The organism is Gordonia sp. (in: high G+C Gram-positive bacteria), assembly GCF_049299075.1.
In the GTDB taxonomy this organism is placed as follows: domain Bacteria; phylum Actinomycetota; class Actinomycetes; order Mycobacteriales; family Mycobacteriaceae; genus Gordonia.
This window is the reverse complement of record NZ_JBAQWU010000529.1, coordinates 1-18,898: the sequence shown is the minus strand read 5'-3', so window position 1 is coordinate 18,898 and position 18,898 is coordinate 1. Positions and strand designations below refer to the sequence as shown.

The following is an 18,898-nucleotide window of genomic DNA, read 5'->3' as shown; positions in this document are numbered from 1 at the left end:
CCCGCGCCGCCGACACCCGCGCCGCCGACACCCGCGCCGCCGACCAGACCAGACTGGCCGATGCGCACGCAAAACTCGACCGGGCACTCGCCGAGGTCGATCGCCGCGACCAACTAGACCCCGACCGCCGCATCATCGAGGAGGCCATTCGCGCTGACCAGGAGTCTGTGTCGACGGCCGTCCGCAACCCGATGCACCACAAACGGCCGTCCGCTACCGCTGACCACCATCACGATCTAGACCACAACCGTGGTCCTGATGTCGGCCTCTGATCAGCTAACACCCAGAGGGCTAAGGCCGTCGTCGTCGGAATCTGACTCGTCATCGGGGGGCGAGTCAAACTCACTGTCTCTCCCCCGACGCTCGTTCCAGAGACCTTGATTTGTGATGGACTTGCGGATGGCGTCTAGGGTGTTCGGATCGACGGATTGGCCGCCGATTATCAGATCGGGGTTTGCCTTGAGCGACTCCTGAGCCTGCTGCAATATTCTGGCCAATTCCCGAGAACTCACATGCTTAGTTAGCGACCGAAGGTAAGCGTCGTACGCGGAGGAGGGCCGGGCGATCGCATCGGACCCTGGGGTCTGCGCTGCGCGCTGCGCCGCTGCGTACTCCACCGCTCGGAGCTTCATCGCTCGGTGCTTCATCGATCGGTACTTCACCGTTCCTGTCCAGGGCGCACTGGCGGTGTGCCGCCGCGCGCCCCTGGCTCAGGCTAGTACGCCCAGCCTTCGGCCTCTGGTGGCTCGAAGCCCTGATCCAGGTTCGCGGTGGTGTCATCGATAACTGCCGGCGGGTCACTGAGGCTAGTGGTCGGTGTGGAACCGGTTTGTGGTCCTTGTGCGTCGTTGAGTAGGTCCAGGTGTGCCGCCCGATCCTCCTGTATTTCCTGAACTTGCTCAGCGGGTGCGACTAGGTCGGTGAGGCCAGCGGCTCGCCGCGCTTCACGCCGACGGGTGAGCATCATGTCGCGGACGTGGTCTGCGGACTCCATCCCTAGTTCCTCAACCAGTGCCGGGGTGGCATTGAGCATGAAAGACCACCCTGAGTCGCGCCCGTTGATTGCGAGGCGCTCGGCCCGGGCTTCTTCGGCGGCGATCGCTTCGGGTGAGTTGCTGGCTTCTTTCATTTCCGAAACCAGCTGGTCGAGTTCGGTTTGTAGGGCCGCAAGTTCCTCTGCACGGGGGTACGCGCCGAGTACCGATGTCTCCAATTCCTGCTGACGTTCGATGGACTGGTCCAGCCGCCATTGTGCCTTGGCTGCGGCCTGGGGAGCCTCTAGCGCCATGTTCTGAATCCGGGTGAGGTAGCCGCCTCGGTAGGCGCGTTCGCCCCGGTCGGAGCGGTCCGCGGTCAGGCTGCGCTGCTGTAGATCGGTCAACGACAGCGCCCGCCCGTCGATGGGGAGCATGGTGAACTCGATGTCGAGCGACCCGGAGATGAAGGGGCGCGACGCCTGGATCTCGTAGCCGCCGACCGAGGCGATCGGCAGGTACTTGCTGCCTCCCTGTCTGTCGAGGACGACCGCTGCGCGCCGCATTTCCTCGACGAGGGCGTGCGCCGCAGTCGCCTTGTCGCGGTACTCGGTTCCGGCGATCGTCATGGTGAACTCGCCTTCGCCAGCGCTCGCCCACTTCTGCAACGGCTCGACCGCGTCTTTGATCTTCGCGAGCGCTTCTGCCTGGGACGGAATCAGGTAGGCCAAGTTCTTCGTATCGCGTTCGGCGCTGCGTTGTTTGGCGAAGTGGCTGTCGGCTTCGGCTTGGAGCTCGGCGACGGTCGAAGACAGTTCCACTTGCCGACGGTAACGGTTGTCACCGGTGGCGATCGCCTTCAACGCGGCCGCGGCGTCGGCGTGGGACTCCCCCGCACTGAGGTCGGGCATTTTGCGGAGAGAGCGGTCGGCTTTCGCCAGCTGCTCGATGAAGGTGGCCTTAGTTTCTTGGGCCTGCCACATGACGGTGTCATAGGTCTTTTCCGCCGCGTATTTCAGCTCGTAGACGTGATCGTTCTGGTTGCCCTGCCGCAGCACCCGGCCGAGGCGCTGTTCTAGGTCTGAGGGCCGCCACGGTACGTCGACGTGGTGCACGGCGGTGGCCCGGTCCTGCACATTCATCCCGGTGCCCATCTTCTCGGTGCTGCCGATCAGCACCGAGACACCGCCGTTGCGGCAGCGTTCCCACAGCGCATTCTTCTGGTGGTCTTTGGCGTAGTCGTGAATGTAGGCGATCTGTTCACGCGGCATCCCTTGGGCGATCAGCTCATCGCGGATGTCGTCGTACATCGAGTACGAACCGTCGCCTTTGGGGGTAGACCGGTCGCAGAACAGGATTTGCAGGCCGCCGGTGACCGGTGAGGGCTCCTGGTCTCGGGTGAGGTATGTGTGGTCGGCGAACTCGCCGTGGATTTCCATCACGCGGGACGCGACCTGCCAGGCTCGCCGCGTCTGCGGGTCGGTTTCCCGGTCAAGGTGTGCGGTGACCGCCGACAGGGACACCATGCGTCCGTCGTTGGCGATCTTCAACGAATTGTCGATCCGCGGATCGGTGGGTGGGTGGCTGGCCCGGTATCCCAGGTCGGCGATGAAGTCTTGGACGTCCACGCTGGGCACCCAGTTGGTGACGACGTCGATCTTGTCGGGGAGCCGGACGTTCTTCTGCACCTGGTCGCGGTGCACGCTGTCGGTGAACATCGACGAAATGGCCACCAGGTCGCCGACGTTCTGGAACTCGGCGACGCGCTGGCGGGCGACGAGTTTGGTGCCCGATGAGTCGACCTCGACGCGGGTGACGCTGCTGGTGAAGGCTTTGCCCCACGCGGTCAGGTCGGTCACGCCGCTGTGTTCGAGATGTTCGGGGGCTAGATAGGTTTGCATAACCCATGCCTCAGACAGTGAGTTGCTGACCGGTGTTCCGGTCGCCATGGTCGCCACGCGTTCGACGTAGGCGGCGTCGACGACGCCGGCGAGCTGGGCTTGTTCGCGCCGCATGCCGCGCAGGTACTCCAGCACCATCTGCATGTTGAGGGCCTGGTCGGAGCCGCCGCAGGACAGTTCGGCGATGTCCGACACCCGTACGAGGTTCTTGAAGTTGTGTGCCTCGTCGATGAACAGGTAGTCGCAGCCGGAGGCTTCGAAGGTCAGACCCCGGTCCCCGACCTTGGTCAGAACAGATTCGAGGCGGGTCTCTAACCGTTCCTTGGCCTTCTCGATCTCTTTGACCGAGTTCATGTTCGATACGTCGGCGCTGGCTGCCCGTTCAAGTTCGTCGAGTTTGTCGCGGATAAATGCGGCCTGGGTTTCCTGGGAGACCGGGACGCGCCGGAAGACGCTCATTGGCACGATCACCAGGTCCCAGTCCTGGGAAGCCGACTGGGCGATCAGGAGGCGCCGGGCCTCTTCCTTGTTCGTCTCGTCGACGGCGAACCCTCCGGAAAGCACTTTGGCCGTCGGGTACCACTGCCGGGCTTCACGGTTGACCTGCTCGACGAGATGGTTCGGCACCACGATCCACGGTTTGGAGACCAGCCCGAGCCGGCGCAGCTCCATCGCGCCCATGAGCATTGTTCCGGTCTTACCTGCGCCGACGACGTGATCGAGCAACACCGTCGGTTCTGAGCAGATTCGGGCAACAGCGTCACGCTGGTACGAGAACGGCTTGAACTGCTTCCCCAGGCCGGGGAATGTCTTTTTCGACCCGTCGTAGCGGGGTGCCACATGCGAGTTGAACTTCTCGTTGTAGATCGCGACCAGCCGGTCGCTACGTTCGAGGTCGCTCTCTAGCGCCCACTGCTGGAACGCGTCGCTGAGTCGGCGGGTACGTGAGGACGCCATCCGGGTGGCGGCGTCGTGGTTGTCCCGTCCGCTGGCGTCGCGGTACTCCTTGCTGGCGCTGATAGCCGGGGTCCGCGCGTTCATCAGGTCTTGGAGGGCCTCGATAGCTCCGTAGTTGTGGCCGTCAGAGACCGATGAGCGCCGCATGCCGGCGAAGGAACACCCGCGTTCTTCGGCGTGCGGGTGCTCGAAGTTGAAGACCGTCGAGTTGTGGGACGCTTTGGGCACCACGCCCCAGTCCAGGTCAGCTTTGCGCTGGGACCACGGCCCGGAAACCTCGATTGACCACTGTCCGGATACGTATTCGGCGCGCACATTGGTGTTGGGCGGGATCTGGAAGGTCTCGCGGATGAACTGGGCATAGTCCGACTCCGGTATCCACAGCACACCGGGATTGACGGTGATCGCTGAGGCGGGCAGCGATTCAGGTTGGACTTTGCGCAGAGCTGTTACATTCGGCCGGTACCGCGGATCTGTGGCCGCCAGCTCGTCCACGTCGCGCAGTTTCTGGCGCACGTTCCCCGACAAGTATCGGGGTGCAGCGATCCACACTTCGGGGTCTTCGGGGGCGCGGAAGGCATGGCCGGGCAGCTGCTCTTCTACGGCCGCGCGGTCGAGGCTGAGTAGTTCCCCGATCCGGTCGACGCTGACCGTTGCGCCTTCATCGAGGGTGGCGGCCACGGCGTCCTCGAGTGTTTCCACGACTCGCTCAGTGGTGACTTGGCTGACCACATCGGTATGGAAGATGGCTCCCTTGGTGGGTTTTCCGGTGTCTTCGTTGAACGATTCCAGTGCCCGCACGAGTGCGAACGTCGGATCGGCCCGGAGTTCCTTGCCCATGTGCGGGTAGCTCTTGGTCGGCTCGGCGGGGTTGATCCATGCGGCCTCGTCGAGTTCGCTACGCACGGGGTCGGGGACGACGGCAGTTGACGGTAGGTGCTGGCTGGTGCGCCACTCCCGCAGGGACAGTTCTAGCGCTTTGTCGTGCTGGGCTTGGGTGAAGGCGCGGGGCATTCGCACCCGGTAGCGGTTGATCGCACCGTAGGTGCCCAAATAGGTGTCGTAGGCGTCGTTGAGTTGAGAGCGCAGCCCGATCCTTTCCGATTCCGGCTGCCGGCCGCGTTGCGCGTCGATGAGCGCCGAGGCCAAGTCACGCATGTGCAGGAGCGCCGCCCATTCAGTCGCCCGTTTGGGCGGCAGGCTCAGCGTGGTCCAGTCCTTGCCGTCCCACCGTTCGATGAGGTCGGTGCGCCGGTCCGCGCGGAGCATTCCGATCGGGTGGGCCGAGTGGCCTTCGGATTCGGCGGCCAGGAGTCCTTGCTCGAAATCGCTGTGTTCGGCGGCTTGGCTCCATCCGGCGGTTAGTCCCAGCCCCCGATCGAGTGCTGCGTCGACGATCCGGTCCAGGCGGGCAGTGACGTGATCGGTGATCGCCGCCGAGTCGGTGGCGCCGTCGACGACAAGTTGGGTCGATCCGTGGATGCCTTGACCGAGACGCAACGTCCCGAGAACATTCTCGGGGTGGTCATGGAAGTAGCGGCTCATCGGGATCGTGGTGGCGATCCCGTCGCGGTCGGCGATCTGCGCTGACGTCGAGTGCAGGAAGTCGGCGTAGAGAGGTTCGTGCAGCGGCTGCGGTTCAGTGTCGCGGTCGCGCCGGCGGAACATCAGAATGTCGGTGACGACCTCGGTGCCGGCGACCCGCTGGAACGCTTTGGAGGGCAGCCGGACCGCGCCGAGGAACTCGCCCAGGGCGAGCATTTCACGGCGAGCGCGGTCATCGGTGGCGTCCATCGTCCACCGGGACGTCACCAGCGCCGCGTACCCGCCGGGCGCGGTCATCGCCAGCGATTTGATGATGAAGTGATTGTGGATCGAGTGCTGGCCCTGGTTGTGGACGCGGTCAATCAGCCGGAAGTCGCCGAACGGGACGTTGCCGATCGCCGCGGCGATCTCGTTCTCGCGGAACTTGGTCTGCTGGAATCCTTCGTTACGGATCTGCGCGGTCGGATGCAGCGCGGCGGCGATCCGTGCGGTGCTCTCGTCGAGTTCGACGCCGATCATCTGGGCGTCCTGCGGTGCGGCGGCGATGAACGTGCCGCTACCGCAGCCGGGTTCCAGGACGCGCCCACCAGAGAATCCCGCGCGGGTCAACGCGCCCCACATGGCCTGGGCCACGCCCGGGTCGGTGTAGTGAGCGTTGAGCGTGTTGCGACGGGCCATGGCCCACTGCCGGTCGCTGAGCAGGTCGCGCAGCTCGGCGCGCTCGACGGCGAACGATTCTTTACGCGGGTCAAACACCTCCGGTGCCGCTCCCCACCCTGACCATTGGGCGAGCACCTGCTGATCGTTGGCTGTGGCGTACCGGTTTTCGCGGTCGAGAGCGTCGACGACACGTAACGCGGCGATGTTGGCGCGCACCCGCGCCTTGGTGCCCGAGGGCGGCAGCACCGGTTCAGCGGGCCGCCACGGCAACGGCAAACCACTGGGATCGGCATTGGCGGCAGGCTGAGCGGGCAGCGGGTGCGCACCGGGATCGACACTGCGCGGGTCGATCGGCGCCGAAGTGTCGTCGGCGCCGACCTGGAACAGGGTTACGTCTGTGTCGGTGGCCGGTACGTGTCGTGCTGCCGGCCCTTGCTGATCAGCGCCTGGTCGAGCAGGCTCGTAAACTCCTGAAACAGCGGGTCGGTCGGTGAGGTCGGCAACGCTTGGCCGTCCTCCGAGCGTGCTTGCATCAGCCGTTCGGCCAGCACCTTCAGGTGCGTGCTCTGATCGCCCCACAGCCGTTGGGTCAGTTCGGCGATCTGCGGCGTCGGCTCGTTGCTGTGCAACAGCTTCATCCACCGCTGCGGGTCGCTGCGATGCTGGGCGATCAGTTGCGCGTCCAGCATCTTCTGCTGCTCGGCCAGCACGATCGGATCGGTTTCGATCAGGTCGGGGCCGTCGGGTATCTGCGAGTAGAGCTCTTGGGCGAGGATCATCTCGGTCACCTGCGCTCGAGACTGGTTGATCATCTGCACCGTGGTCAGATAGTCCGGGCTGGTGCCGTGCGTCCGCTGGTGCTCGGTCAACAACGGCCCCTGCCCCGGCATTGCCTCGTCGATCAGCGTCTCGATCCGCGACGTCTCGCTGGCCACGTACGCCTGCTGTTGCTCGGTCGTCCATTCGGGAGGCCAGCCGATCGCGGTCGCCCACACTCGCTCCACGATCGCTTGGATCGGTTCCTGCGGTGACAACAGTTCCATCATCGGTACTCTTCCCTCTTTCGGTCGTAGCTCTATTGTCCGGGTTGGCGCGGGCGGCCTCCTCGTTGATAACGACATCGTTACCTTCGACGAGGAACAGCTCGAACTGGTTCGGGTCGGGGGTGCTGGACTTTCGGGCCATGGGTGGTTCCTCTCGCAGGGTGCAGACCACCCGGCACCGCTGCCGGTGCCGGGTCCTATCGTGTGATCTGCGGCGCAGAGGATGCTTCTGGCCGTGGCTCTGCCGGGGTTGCCGCCCCGGCAGAGCACTAAACGGGTGGGTTAGGCGGCGACGTCGGCTGTCACGAGCTGGTCGAGGTTGATGTCTCGCCAGCTGGCGAAGCCCGGTGCCATGGCCCAGTCGGTGGCCGGGTTGGCGTTGTCGATGACTTCCACGGTGAGGGCGACCTTGTTGTGCAGGGCCGTGCGGGTTAGCCGCGACGGGTCCAGTTCGTGGTTGAAGGTGCGCAGCTGCAGCCGGACGACCGGCACCTGCAGGTGTTCACCCACGCGGCCGGCGAGATAGATCGCCTTGTCGGCGGCATCGAAATCGGCGTCGAGCTGTGTCTGCTCGGTCTCGTAGTATCGCGAGTCCTGGTGGAACTCGCCATACCAGGCATGCTCGCCTTCGGGTCCGCCGCATACTGCGTACACGTCGTGTTCGGGGTCGGCGTAACACCACAGCACCACCAGTGGTGCGCCGTCGGCGGCCGCGGCTAGCTCAGCGGCCGCTGTCTGGCGACCGGCCTCACGCATCTCTTCGTAGTCGATGTCGTACTTGCGCCAGGTCCGCTTGAGTTTCGGGAACAGCGTCTTGGTGTTGAAGCCGTTCTCGACCGCCCACGCGTACAAGTCGCGGTAGTTGTCCATAGCGGTCAGTGCGGGCAGGGCAGGGCGGACCGCGTTCTCGACGGCCTCCCACTGGGCATTGGTGTCGGTGCTGCGGCGGCGTTTCGTGGCCATGATGGAGTTCTTCTTTCTGCTTAGAAGTCGGTGGAGGTGGTTGTGGCTGCGCCGTAGGCGATGGTCCAGCGAGTGATGGCCAGACCGGTGATGGCGATCGCCACTGCTGGAGCAACGACGTCTTGCCACGGCCCGCCGGGTTGGACGGTGACGGCCACCGCCATCGCCGTCAGTAGCCCGCCGAGCCACCCGAACCAGCGGTGCGCCGGCGCGATGTGCCCGGCGAGCAGGCCCAGCAAGATTGCCGCTGCAGCGAGGTTCGCGGCCGCGGCCAAGCCGATCCAGAGCGGTACCGAGATCGTCGGCGTCTCCATCGACCGCTGTGCCCAATAGCTTGCCGGGATCTGGTGCAGAATCCCCCTGGCCACGATTGTCAGCAGCCACGACAACATCACAGCCACCACGGTGGAGACCACTACCGCCCCGGCGTATGAGGCCGGACGTACCACGGCAGTTCGGCTATCGGCCGGTAGACCGGCGGTGTTGAAGGGGCGAGCATCGTCGGTTTCCGGCTGCACCGGAGCCTCAACGTGTGTGTCGCTACTCTCAAGCAGCTCGGCGTGCACCTGCTCGTCGTGGTCGGTCCAGTCATCAGTGGTCGCGTAGTAGTTGCCGTTCTCGGGCGCGACGTCGGAGTATGCCAGCGCCCTGGTAGGTGCGGCGGGCGGCGTCGCTACCGCTTGCGTCGGCTGTTGATCGGACTGGTTATCCATGGACGCGCTCCTGACTTTCTGGGTCGTCGAACCAGCCCGCCGGGGCGGGAATGCAGTCCAGAGGCTGGTCTTTGCTGTGGGAGTAGCCGTCGATTAGGTGGGCACCGCTTTTTGCGCACCGGTACATCGGTCCGGCGGTGGAGTCGGTGAGCCACCGAATATGTGGGTAGCCGTGATGAACCCACCACGCCGACATCGCCGCCCGGTCCTCGCTGGCCCGGGCTTCCTCCCACGCCTGGTGGGCGGCGCTCAGCGGAACCACGACCGCCGGGTGGGCCCACCATTGTGGACACCACGTCCGCTGCCCGGGCGACTCCCGGGCGCTGTACTTACCGGCAACGACGTGCATGAACCATTCCTCGACCCATTGGCCGACGTTGTCGAAGCGGGGCTCGACGGGTTCGTCGGTTTCGTCGTCGATCAGTTCGTCATCCTCGACATCGAATGAGGTCATGACAGAGCCTTCCGTTCGGGGGTGGCAGTGGCGAGGACCTCTCGCTGTGCCGGCGAGGGTACGAGCCGATCCAGCCGTACGTCGGCCTTAGACCGTTGCACCGTCTCGTGCAGTGGGTGATCCTCATCAGTCACCCACTCCTTGCGGAGCAAGATCGGAGAGTTGCCGCTCGTGATTGCGATCGCCAGGGTGCTATTGAGTGCGGCCAGTTCGTCGGCGGTGAACACCGATTCGGTGCTCCAGGACTGCTGGGCGCCGTGGTGGCTGAACAAGGACGAACCTTCGTTGACGCTTTTGTTCCAGCGCGCGACATCGTGAACGCCGATCATCCGAGACAGATCGGCCAGGTAGGTCGATCGGCCAAGGTCCAGGGCTCCGCCGGCGTAAATGTGCAGGTTCGACGCCGAAATGAGTTTGTCGGTCCCGGTTTCTCCCCAAACGTCGATCGCCTGAGGCAGCGACTGGATGAACGTCCAGACGCAGATCCCCTGGGAACCGAAGTGGCTGTACCAGCTGGGTAGATCCTTGAGTTTGCAGACGTTGGCGGCCTCGTCGAGGACGGCGACCATCGGGGTGGGTAGTCGTCCGCCGTAGCTGCGTGCGCACTTGACTGCCGAGTCGAAGACGGTCCCGATCAGGGCAGTCGTCAGTGGAGTGGCCGCGTCGGGGCCTTCCATGCTCAGCGCGTACAGGGTGTCGGTGCTGAGCACGAACTCGTCAGCGATGAACTCCGGGCCCACGCACGGTTTGGGTCGCGGGACTCGGCCGATGGTGCTGTCGGAGTCGCCGTAGGAATGGCGCTCGGGCGGCAGCACCGAGCAGGCGTAGACCGGTTCTTCCAAGACCGAGATGAATCGGCGGGCCATGTCGTAAAGGCCGTCACGCTGGCGCGGGTTGAGTGCGCGAGCGGTCCGCAGACGTTCGGCAGCCATTGGCTCCCCGGCTGTGATCAGCAGCTCGGAAGGAAGCTCACGCTCGGGTTCGGCGAGCCAGCCGTACACGTGCCACAGGTCGCCGCCCGAGACGGCCGCGGCGAGCATCATCAACGCGAGCAGCGCTTGCGCTCCCCCGTCGAAGTAGGCGTCGGTGCGCTGGTTGTCCTCCCGCGAGGCCGACACAAAGTAGGACGCCACCCGCAGTGCCCCGGCCTGGCTGTCCACGCCGCGCAAAGGGTTCCACCACCAGTCCTGGCCGGGCCGGGTGGAGATTCGCTGCAGGTCCGAGAGCCAGGCGGTTCCGTGGTCGGAGCGCGCCAACGCGGTCGCCGCCCACAGGTCGGGCTTGTTCGAGGTGGCTACGCACGCTCCCGGCGCCCGCAGCACCTGCGGGATCGCAAAGGCCAGCGTCTTACCAGAGCGTGGCCCGGCCAGCACCGTCGCCACCCACTCCCACGGGATGACGACCGGGTTGCGGCGATCCATCATCATCCCCACACGCATGCCACACTGATCCTCATCGTCCAGATCAGCGTCGGGCCACAGGCGCTGCGTGCTTCTGCGTGCGTCGGCCAGGGTGATCCCCGAGGTCTCCTTGGCGCTGGCCAGCACCGACGTCTTCTCTTTGATCACCGTGTCGGAGGTGGACGTCCAGGGGCCGTGCTGCCACAGTTTCCACCCACCAGTTGCTAGCGCGGCGACCAGCAGAATCAGCGCAATCCATGCCGACCACGGCCACTCGTTCTCGCCCGTCACCAGACCTAGCAACCCGGTAGGAGGGCCGTCGATGTGACCGGTTTTGCCGACGACAGCCGATCCGATGACCCAGGCGAGCCAGACGACCAGCAACAGTCCGATCACACAGAAGAACAGGATTGGCCCTACGTTCGAGGTTGGCTGGCGGCCCTTCCGTGCCTGTGCGCGGCTCACAGCTCAACCTCACTTCCGCGCTCAGGGACCAAGCTCAGCGCAGGCGGTGTCTGCTGTGCCCCGTCGAGTGCAGCTGTCGCCGCCCCGTTCGTATCGGCGACCGAAGCGTCGGCGAGCAGTTCACCCACCGACGGCTCACGGCCGTCGCGCCAGCTGTCCACGGAGTCGAGATTGTCGCGCGTGTACTGGTCGGCCAGCTCTTCCAGGTGCCCGGCGGCCCCGGTCTCATGCTCGGCCAGTTGCTGCTCGGTGCGCGTGAAGTCGGCAGCGGCGCCCGCTTGCTCAGCGGCGACCACCGATGCCACCGCTGCCGGCGGAACGCCATGGGCGCTGACCCGTTCAGTCCAAGCGTCGACGTGCGCTTGGGCAGTCGCCTCGGCTGCGCGCTGTTGGGTAGCGGCGTGCGTATCTGCGCCATTGCTGGTGACCTGCCGCTGCATTTCGAGCGCGGCCGCGAGCCGAGCGACAGATTCCTGGTAGCTCGACCCGTCGCGGCCCTGGGTGTGTCTGGGAGACTGCTGGCGCAGCCGCTCCCGGCTGCGCCGGGAGCGGGCCGCAGCTTGCGCACGGCGGTATCGCGCCTGCCGGGCAGCGTTCTTGGCGCGTGAGAACAGTTGTGAAAACTCCTGCTCCACTTCGTCGTCACCGGTGATCTCGGCCATTAGTGTTCTCCTTCTTCATCGGGTGTTGCAGGGACTGAGCGGTAATCGCTGACGCGCCACAGGCCGGACTCCAGTTGCAGCACGGTCACGGTCACTTCGAGCGTTTGTAGTGGAGTCGATTCGCCGTCGGTGTGCAGAACGGTCTGTTCGACGAGGGCCGAAACCTGCGCCGTGTGAGAACCGATCGGCTGGGTGCTGACAGCGGAGACCCTGGCGGTGATGATGTCTTTGCCGGCCCGCCAAGAGTCCCACTGTGGCCACGCCGGATTGGCCAGGGACACCCGCGGTGGGTTTGGCTCGGCCAGCACGCCGGTGGCCAGGTCCCGGCCACGTACGAGTGCGTCAGTGGGTGAGGAATCGGTGACCGGCCGCCAGCTGTACACCGTGCTCAGCCAGCGTTCGCTGACCTGCTCGGGCGTGACGGTCTCAGGTCCAGGCACGCCGGTGTGGTCGTCGTGCCCGCTGAGCCCCTCGTCAGGGGAGCCGCACGCTGCCGACAGTCCGATAGCGAGCAGGGCGAGTACGGCGAGCAGCGTGCGGTGGATGTGGGTGTGTGGGTGTTTCATGAAGCCTCCTTCATTTCCGACTGGAAGTGCTTTTCACGGGAGAGGATCTTGTCGGCGTACGGTCGGGTTTGGGCCGAATAGTCACCGCCGGAAGGCATTCCTCCCGCGCCGATCACTGCACCCTCGCCGGCGTTGTATCCAGCCAGATACAGCGCCTTCCTGCCGCCGGGATAGTCCGTCTTGACTCGGCCGGAATCCACCGCCGCATCGACGTTCTTGGCGATCGCGCACATGTACCGTCCTTGGGCCATGACCGCGTCGCCGACGTCGTAGGGGCTGACCTTGCCGTTCCCGTCGTCGTCTTTGCCCCAGCTCGGCCACGTACCGGGCATGAACTGGGCTGGGCCCTGTGCGCCGCTGCCGCTCACCGCGCCCGTCTGGAACCTGGATTCTTGCTCCAGTTGCGCGGCAAGCAATGCCGAGCCGATCTGAGGGCACAAGGCCCCGGCCTTGCGAATCCATGGTTCGAACGCCGCCGGAACCTTGCCCCTTCCGAGGTTGTCTTCGCCGCCGTGCTGGTCAGGAATGACACAGTCGACCACTGACGGCGCGCTTGCACCGCCGCTGGGTGCGTGCCCGAAAGTCTGACCGGGTTTGGGCATACCGTGGCCGATGGTCGTGATGTGCACATGGTCGAAGTGATTCTGGGTGTCGGAGAAGCGGTCCGGCATCAGGTTCCCCGGGCCGTTGGCGGGGTGATAGTACTGGCGCCAGATGGTGTACTCGATCTGGAAGTACTTCTTGTGCGCCAGAACGTAGGCGTTGATGTCGTCGCCGAGCTTCTTGCCTTCGGCCGAGGAGTAGTTGGGGATCATCACGTCGGCGGCGCGGCCGCTTGGATGATCTGGATAGGCGTCGTACGGGCGCCAACCGCCGATGGTCTGGATCTGCGGGAACTTGAGGGCGATCGCTCGGGCAACACGGATGGTGTCGATCTGCCAGTGCTCTTCAGACCCCATGCGCTTGGGCATCGTGGGTAGCTCGGCGTCGTTTGGAGCCGGTGCCCCGTCTTCGGGCTGCGCGGTCCCCGGCTCAGCAGGATCGGGCTGTGCTGCGACCGGTTCCCCGGCCGCCTGGGGGGCACCGTCGCCTCCGGGTGTGCGCGGGTCGGGGGCTTTGGCGACAAGCGGTTCAGGGTCGATCGGGCTTCCACCAGAGAGCCTCCCCCCGGGCCATATTTCAAAGTGCAGATGTGGGCCGGTCGATCCCCCATCGGAACCGACTTTCCCGATGAGCTGGCCTGCCTTTACCTGATCGCCCGCCTTGACCAGGACCCCGTCGGCGTACATATGGCCGTACACCGAGGAGGTGAGCTTGCCGCTCAGGTTGTGGTCGATGACGATCCAATGACCGAATCCGTCGGCTGGACCAGCGGCGACGACGGCGCCGGGCGCGTAGGCATAGATCGGGGTGCCTGAAGGCGCCGCCATGTCGACGCCCTGGTGGCGACCGCCCCGGGTGCCGAAGTGATCGCTGTACTCCCACTTCCCCTTCTCCAGAGGCTGGACGGTGCCTTCGTCGCTGGTGACGACGCTGGACGTCGAGTCCTGGGACACCGCGGCGCCCGGAGCGAGACAGCTGTTGTCGTCATCGCCGCCGCCGACGACTGCCCCAAGCATGATGATCGGCACCAGGAGGAATCCGATTGCCAACATCACCACAGCGCCCAGTCCCTTGTGCATCAGGCTTCTCCGAGGACCTTCGACAGGCGCAGAGCCACCGAGCGGCTGGCCTCCAGCTCAACTTTCAGCGCCCGCACTTCCGGCGACTCTTCGGCCGCGATCAAGCCCGCGTCCTCGCACCAGCCGATCACTGCCGACCGAGAAAAGCCCATCGCCCGGCCGACGATGGCCGCTGCCCTGGCCCGAGACATCGACTGCGGTTTGGCCATCATTCCTTTGACCAATGACACAGCCTCGGCTCGCTGCTCCGCTGTCGATCGCTGATAGGACCGCGGCGTCATGCGCGCTGCTCCTCGACATCGAACCGGCGGTTGGTGTTGTGCACCCCGGTCTTGCGTTCGGTGCTGGTGACCTCGACATGGAACGGGATCGCCGAGTTCTCGCCGCTCTCGCCGGCGAACAGCACGAACTTTCCGGTGCCGTGGGGGATCTGCCGCTGCCGCTCGACAGGATTGCGACGCGGGTCCTGGCCGGGGGCCAATTCCGGTGCAACGGGGTCATCGTGAGGGTTGGCCGACGACGACCAGCTATTCACCTGGCGCGCGGTCCTGTCATTCACCGCGATGTAGCCGCGTAGCAGCGGAATCTCATCGGGCGGCACGGGGCCGATGATCTTCGCGCGTGCACGCTCAAAGAACCCCAGCGCCTTATTGCGGTCGGCGATCGAATCGAACGCCGCGAGGTCTTTGAGCGTGTGGGAGATCATCGTCGTCCCGGTGCCGATACCACGCTGGATTCGGGTCAGCTCGTCGACGCGATCGACGATGCCGCCGCCAGTGGCCAGCACGCGCGCCAGCTCGTCCATGATTGCGTGGAACAACCGCTTGGGTTCCAGGCCCTCGTCGGCCAGCAAATGCGCGGACTTAATCGCGGCGAATCCCTCCGACCAGCAGGTCATCAGCGCGGCCGCGCGCAGCACCTCGTTGCCCTCAGGAACACGGGACAGATCGATGCAGATCGGCCGGCCGGAGGTGATGTCGAGCGGTTCGGACGACTGTGCGTTGAAGATCGACCCGAAGGGCCCGTCGATGATCGCTGTGAGGGTCTGTCGAAGCCGCAGCGTCAGGTCGTAGTACTGCTCGGTGGCGCGAGGGCCGAACGGCTCGCCCCGGCCCTCGATCGCCCCCGAAGCGCGGACCATGTCTTCCGGGCCGTCGGTGAGCACTTGCAGCAGGTCCTCCAGCAGGGGAGGCCCGACGTGCGGCGGCCTGTCCCCGAGGACTCGCAGGCCGGCGGTGATGAGCGTTTCCTCGAAGTCCTTCACCGGTTCGCGGCGGATCATCTCTAGTAGCGCCGCGGTGATCTGCATCTGGCGGGACTGGATCTCCAACTCGGCCGCAGCGCGAGCAGAACCCGGCAGACGGCTCAGGACCGACCCGAGGGAGCCCACCGAAAGCGGGTTGATCTTCCCGTACCCGAAGCCCAAGTCGATTACTTGCCCGCCGAGCAGACGGACCTGGTCGCTGTAGTCAGGTCGGATATCGCCCAGCATGATGGGGGTGACTCCGTGCGCGACGTCGCCGAACACCATGCGCCGCACCAGGGTCGACTTGCCGTATCCGTTGAGCGCCAAAATGAAATCCGAGGGCGCGCTGAGCCACCCGGCTTTGTGCCAAGACATGCAGTCGTACCCGACTTGCTGACCGGTCTCCTGGTGGATGCCAACAGGTGTGCCGATCACCGAGGAGTTCGCGCCGATCGTGAACGGAAACAGACCCGGCACTTGGGCGGTGGACCCGCGGAACTCTGGAACGCGGCGGATCGTCGATACGCGACCACCACCCGGCCCAACGAACCCGGTCTCGGTCAGCTCCAGCTGCGGACTATCGAAGTGGATCTCGTCTGACTCGGATTCCTGGAGGCGGACACGCTCACGACGGTTGTTGTCGGCGTTGAGCTGCAACCGGGCCCACAGGCCACGCCAGCCGCCACCGCGGTGCTGGTTCTCCAGCAGAGCGCGATCACGCTCAGACAGCGGCGGTTTGTGTGTCTTCTCCCTTTTCGGTTCGACGGCCTTCTTCGGTTCTTTCGTGCCCGCCGCAGAGGGCGCCGCAGCCGAGTCGGTGTCGAGGATTAGTGCCGGGGCACTGCGCTCGATGCTGTCCCGCCGGTCGACAACGTTCGTCATTCAGCTCGCCTCCAATGCGCGGGAAAGACCATCAGCGAGGACGGGGTGCTCACCGATCTCGGCATGCTCTGGGAGCACCACGCCCACACCGCTTGTCAGCGCCATCAGCTCGCCCTGACGGTCGTATGCCCTGCGCATCGCCAGACGAACGGCTACTGGCTGCTCGTTGTCGGTGTTTTCGCCCATCAGCTCGCCGGTGTGGGGCTCGTGACCGGACGGAATCACCGCACTCATCGCCATGATCTGGCGCTGCAAAACGCTTCGTTCACCTTCGCGTGTGCGGCGGTAAGCCATGGCCAGCCGCCGGCGATACAGACGCGGGCTACCCATCGCCTCTATCGCACTGCGCTCTTGGTCTGCCAGTATCCGGGACGAGAACACCCAGCTCACCGTTTTGGAATGGTCAGGGTGCATGACGTAGTGCCGGGTCTCTTCTGTGCGATCCGGAACCAGATCGGCCCATTCGTCGGCGGTGTCACGCGAGCGCGGCGCGTAGACGCTTGCGAGGTGCGCGACTACGTCGCTGCGGACCAGCGGTACCAGGGGCAGACCTGCCTGCTGGAGGGACCGCATGATCGCCGGGAGTCGAACGCCGAGGACCACGGCGGCGGCGTCATCGGCTTCGCGGCCGCTGCGCATACGGAAGGTCAGTGATACCAAACCCACTGGCGATAGTGGGCCAGAGTCCGCGGCGTACAGGTAGCTGTCGCACCAGCGGGCGAAATCGTCGACGCTGGCGGGTACGAAATCGAGCACCGTGGTGATCGCGACCAGATCCGCATTGGCGTCGTCGACGCCGATCCGATCGTCCCAGAATTGCACCCATTGCGCAGAGATCTGTCCAGCGGGGGCCCGACCGTCCAGGGCGCACCTCAGGATGACGGTGTGGAACTGGCCGTCAGAAATCACCGCGAACCGTTGCCCGCCGGAACTCTCCTGGTTGCTGATCGAGAGCGCTCTGCAGATCGAGGGCAGTTGCAGCGTGTTCTTTCGCTGCGGTGCTCGACGGGCTTTCACTTTCACGGGGAGTCCTCTTTTCGATCGGTGGTGGAACGCAGACGGGACGCCGATCAGGCGGCCAGACGCTCAGAAATAGTGGTATGAGCAGGTAGCACCAGGCCGATGCCCAAGCCTGCGAGGAAGGCGACGGATTGCTGATCGTGCGCCACGCTCATGCTCAGGCGCGAGGCGGTATGCAAGTCCCGCATCATCGACTCGGCCTTCGCCAGGTCTCCATCTGCGGGAACGGTCACGGTGGTCAGAATCGTGAACCGGGTGATTCCCGCCCCGAGTGCCTGCTCCTGCCGAGCCTGCATAGCTGAACGCAACCGAACTTGGGCGTGCTCGCTTGCACGCTTCCTGCCCGTGGTCAACGCCCGTTCGGCAAAGTTCAGATCCTCGTCGACGATCGAGGTGGCTTCGGCCGGAGTGTGAGGCCGGTAGATGAACGTGACCCGTTTACGCGGCACGTCGACTCGTGGGGCGAGGAGCTCGTCCAGGACTCTGGAGTCCACGGGCGCCTTAGACACGTCCCTCAGCATCCAAGACACCGATCTCGCCGAATCGTGCGCGAAGTACGCATGATGATCACTCGTGGACGTCGCGCCGACGTCCCGCCAGTCAAGTCCCAGAGGTTCCCCGCTGAGCATCGCCTTCTCCACCGCCAGCTCATCCGACGGGGACATCGCTCGCCGAGTGATGGCGATCAGCTCACGTTGAGTCATCGGCCGACACGGCAGGCCGGCCTGCTCGATGAGGTCGATCATCCGCGGTAGCCGGCGAGCAATGTCAGCGGCCTGCTCAACGGTGTCACGACGCCGGAGCCCACTGTTGGCGGCAAAGGTGACGGCAATGCGCGCCTCGGGCCTCACTTCGGTGCTGGGCACTTCAAAGATGGCTTCCCACATCACGTCCCGAACGATCTGAGGTGCCTGCTCGTTCACGATCTGCCGCATGAACTCCTGGGCGACCCGCTGTCCCGACTCCGGGAGCGTCTCTACCGTGGTGGTGATACCCACGACGTCGGGTGAGCCGCCGATCTGGGCAATCAGGTGACCGTACAAAGACACCCACTCATTCACCTGACTTTGGTCAACCCATTCCCGGCCCTGCGGCCAGACCCGGAAGACGATCGTGTAGTGATCGGCGGGCTTGACTCGCACAAGCCCGAACCGCCGGTGCGCTTCGCCATGCTCGGTGATCTCCGAGTCGGCCATAATCGCCGGAAGCGGTGTGCCGACCTCGACCGCTGTGCCCGGTCCTGACCTTCCCAGATGTTCCTTCGATCGCCGCTGGGAAGCACGGCCCCGGCTGGCCAGCATCACTTCCCAGCCGCTCCGGCCCCGAAACGAGACCACCAGCGGAATCATGGCGAGAACCACCGAAACGATGATGACGCCCTTGATCAGGGTGGGAATGAACGGCAGCAACGTCAGAGTCATGATGACGGCCGCGGCACCGAGAACGCCATACGTCGCCGATGACGTCAGCCCGCCCCATCCGTCCGCGCGCGGTTTCGTGAACCCGCTGTAGAGCAGACGCTCGTCCTTAGTCTTCTCGCTCATCCCGCCATCCGATGCTCACCGGTACCGCTGGCCAGAGCCGGGACGCGCGTGGAGGCCGCGGCTGGGGCGGCATTCCCTGTCGGATTCGGTGGTGGTGCCCCTGCTCCGCCACCGGCCTCTCCTTCGCCAGCCCGCTTAGCTGCGCCCGCCATCTGTGCTCCACCCGCGACCGCAGCGCCAACCGGGCCCGCCGCAGTGGCCGCACCCGAGGCACCAGCAGC

General features: G+C 65.2%; 14 protein-coding genes and 1 pseudogene. 1 reads left to right on the top strand and 14 read right to left on the bottom strand.

Annotated features, from left to right (window positions below):
* Positions 1-272, top strand: a 272-nt coding sequence (locus WAW85_RS16890; protein ID WP_422560740.1) for a hypothetical protein, incomplete at its 5' end; no start/stop codon positions are given.
* 443 nt (positions 273-715) lie between these two features.
* Here WAW85_RS16890 and WAW85_RS16885 read toward each other — a convergent pair.
* From WAW85_RS16885 to WAW85_RS16820, 14 genes and pseudogenes are all read right to left on the bottom strand, one after another.
* Complete coding sequence (locus WAW85_RS16885) at positions 716-6,283, bottom strand: helicase-related protein (protein ID WP_422560739.1); 5,568 nt, start codon at positions 6,281-6,283, stop codon at positions 716-718.
* Between the two features lie 143 nt (positions 6,284-6,426).
* Positions 6,427-7,083, bottom strand: a complete 657-nt coding sequence (locus WAW85_RS16880) for a hypothetical protein (RefSeq protein ID WP_422560738.1) — start codon at positions 7,081-7,083, stop codon at positions 6,427-6,429.
* 279 nt (positions 7,084-7,362) lie between these two features.
* Positions 7,363-8,043 carry a hypothetical protein gene (locus WAW85_RS16875; RefSeq protein ID WP_422560737.1) on the bottom strand — a complete coding sequence of 227 codons (681 nt, stop codon included), beginning with the start codon at positions 8,041-8,043 and terminating at the stop codon, positions 7,363-7,365.
* Between the two features lie 20 nt (positions 8,044-8,063).
* Positions 8,064-8,756: a hypothetical protein gene (locus WAW85_RS16870; protein ID WP_422560736.1), complete on the bottom strand. Its 693-nt coding sequence runs from the start codon at positions 8,754-8,756 to the stop codon at positions 8,064-8,066.
* Positions 8,749-9,210: a DUF4913 domain-containing protein gene (locus tag WAW85_RS16865; RefSeq protein WP_422560735.1), complete on the bottom strand. Its 462-nt coding sequence runs from the start codon at positions 9,208-9,210 to the stop codon at positions 8,749-8,751. The genes WAW85_RS16870 and WAW85_RS16865 overlap by 8 nt, the downstream gene beginning before the upstream one ends.
* Positions 9,207-11,006 carry a type IV secretory system conjugative DNA transfer family protein gene (locus WAW85_RS16860; RefSeq protein WP_422560734.1) on the bottom strand — a complete coding sequence of 600 codons (1,800 nt, stop codon included), beginning with the start codon at positions 11,004-11,006 and terminating at the stop codon, positions 9,207-9,209. The genes WAW85_RS16865 and WAW85_RS16860 overlap by 4 nt, the downstream gene beginning before the upstream one ends.
* 65 nt (positions 11,007-11,071) lie before the next feature.
* Entirely contained in the window at positions 11,072-11,737 is a 666-nt protein-coding gene (locus WAW85_RS16855; protein WP_422560733.1) for a hypothetical protein, read from the bottom strand.
* Complete coding sequence (locus tag WAW85_RS16850) at positions 11,737-12,303, bottom strand: hypothetical protein (protein ID WP_422560732.1); 567 nt, start codon at positions 12,301-12,303, stop codon at positions 11,737-11,739. Before WAW85_RS16850 ends, WAW85_RS16855 begins: the two co-directional genes overlap by 1 nt.
* Positions 12,300-13,985 (bottom strand): peptidoglycan DD-metalloendopeptidase family protein, encoded by a 1,686-nt coding sequence (locus WAW85_RS16845; RefSeq protein ID WP_422560731.1) that lies wholly within the window; start codon positions 13,983-13,985, stop codon positions 12,300-12,302. Before WAW85_RS16845 ends, WAW85_RS16850 begins: the two co-directional genes overlap by 4 nt.
* The gene (locus WAW85_RS16840) at positions 13,985-14,266 is read right to left on the bottom strand and encodes a hypothetical protein (RefSeq protein ID WP_422560730.1); all 282 of its coding nucleotides are present in this window, start codon (positions 14,264-14,266) and stop codon (positions 13,985-13,987) included. Before WAW85_RS16840 ends, WAW85_RS16845 begins: the two co-directional genes overlap by 1 nt.
* Complete coding sequence (locus WAW85_RS16835; RefSeq protein WP_422560729.1) at positions 14,263-16,113, bottom strand: hypothetical protein; 1,851 nt, start codon at positions 16,111-16,113, stop codon at positions 14,263-14,265. The genes WAW85_RS16840 and WAW85_RS16835 overlap by 4 nt, the downstream gene beginning before the upstream one ends.
* On the bottom strand, positions 16,114-17,136 hold the full coding sequence (locus tag WAW85_RS16830) for a hypothetical protein (RefSeq protein ID WP_422560728.1): 1,023 nt from the start codon (positions 17,134-17,136) through the stop codon (positions 16,114-16,116).
* Positions 17,137-17,183: 47 nt separating this feature from the next.
* Complete coding sequence (locus tag WAW85_RS16825) at positions 17,184-18,677, bottom strand: SCO6880 family protein (protein ID WP_422560727.1); 1,494 nt, start codon at positions 18,675-18,677, stop codon at positions 17,184-17,186.
* Positions 18,674-18,898, bottom strand: a pseudogene (locus WAW85_RS16820) (hypothetical protein); the annotation flags it as partial. The gene WAW85_RS16825 and the pseudogene WAW85_RS16820, both read right to left, overlap by 4 nt.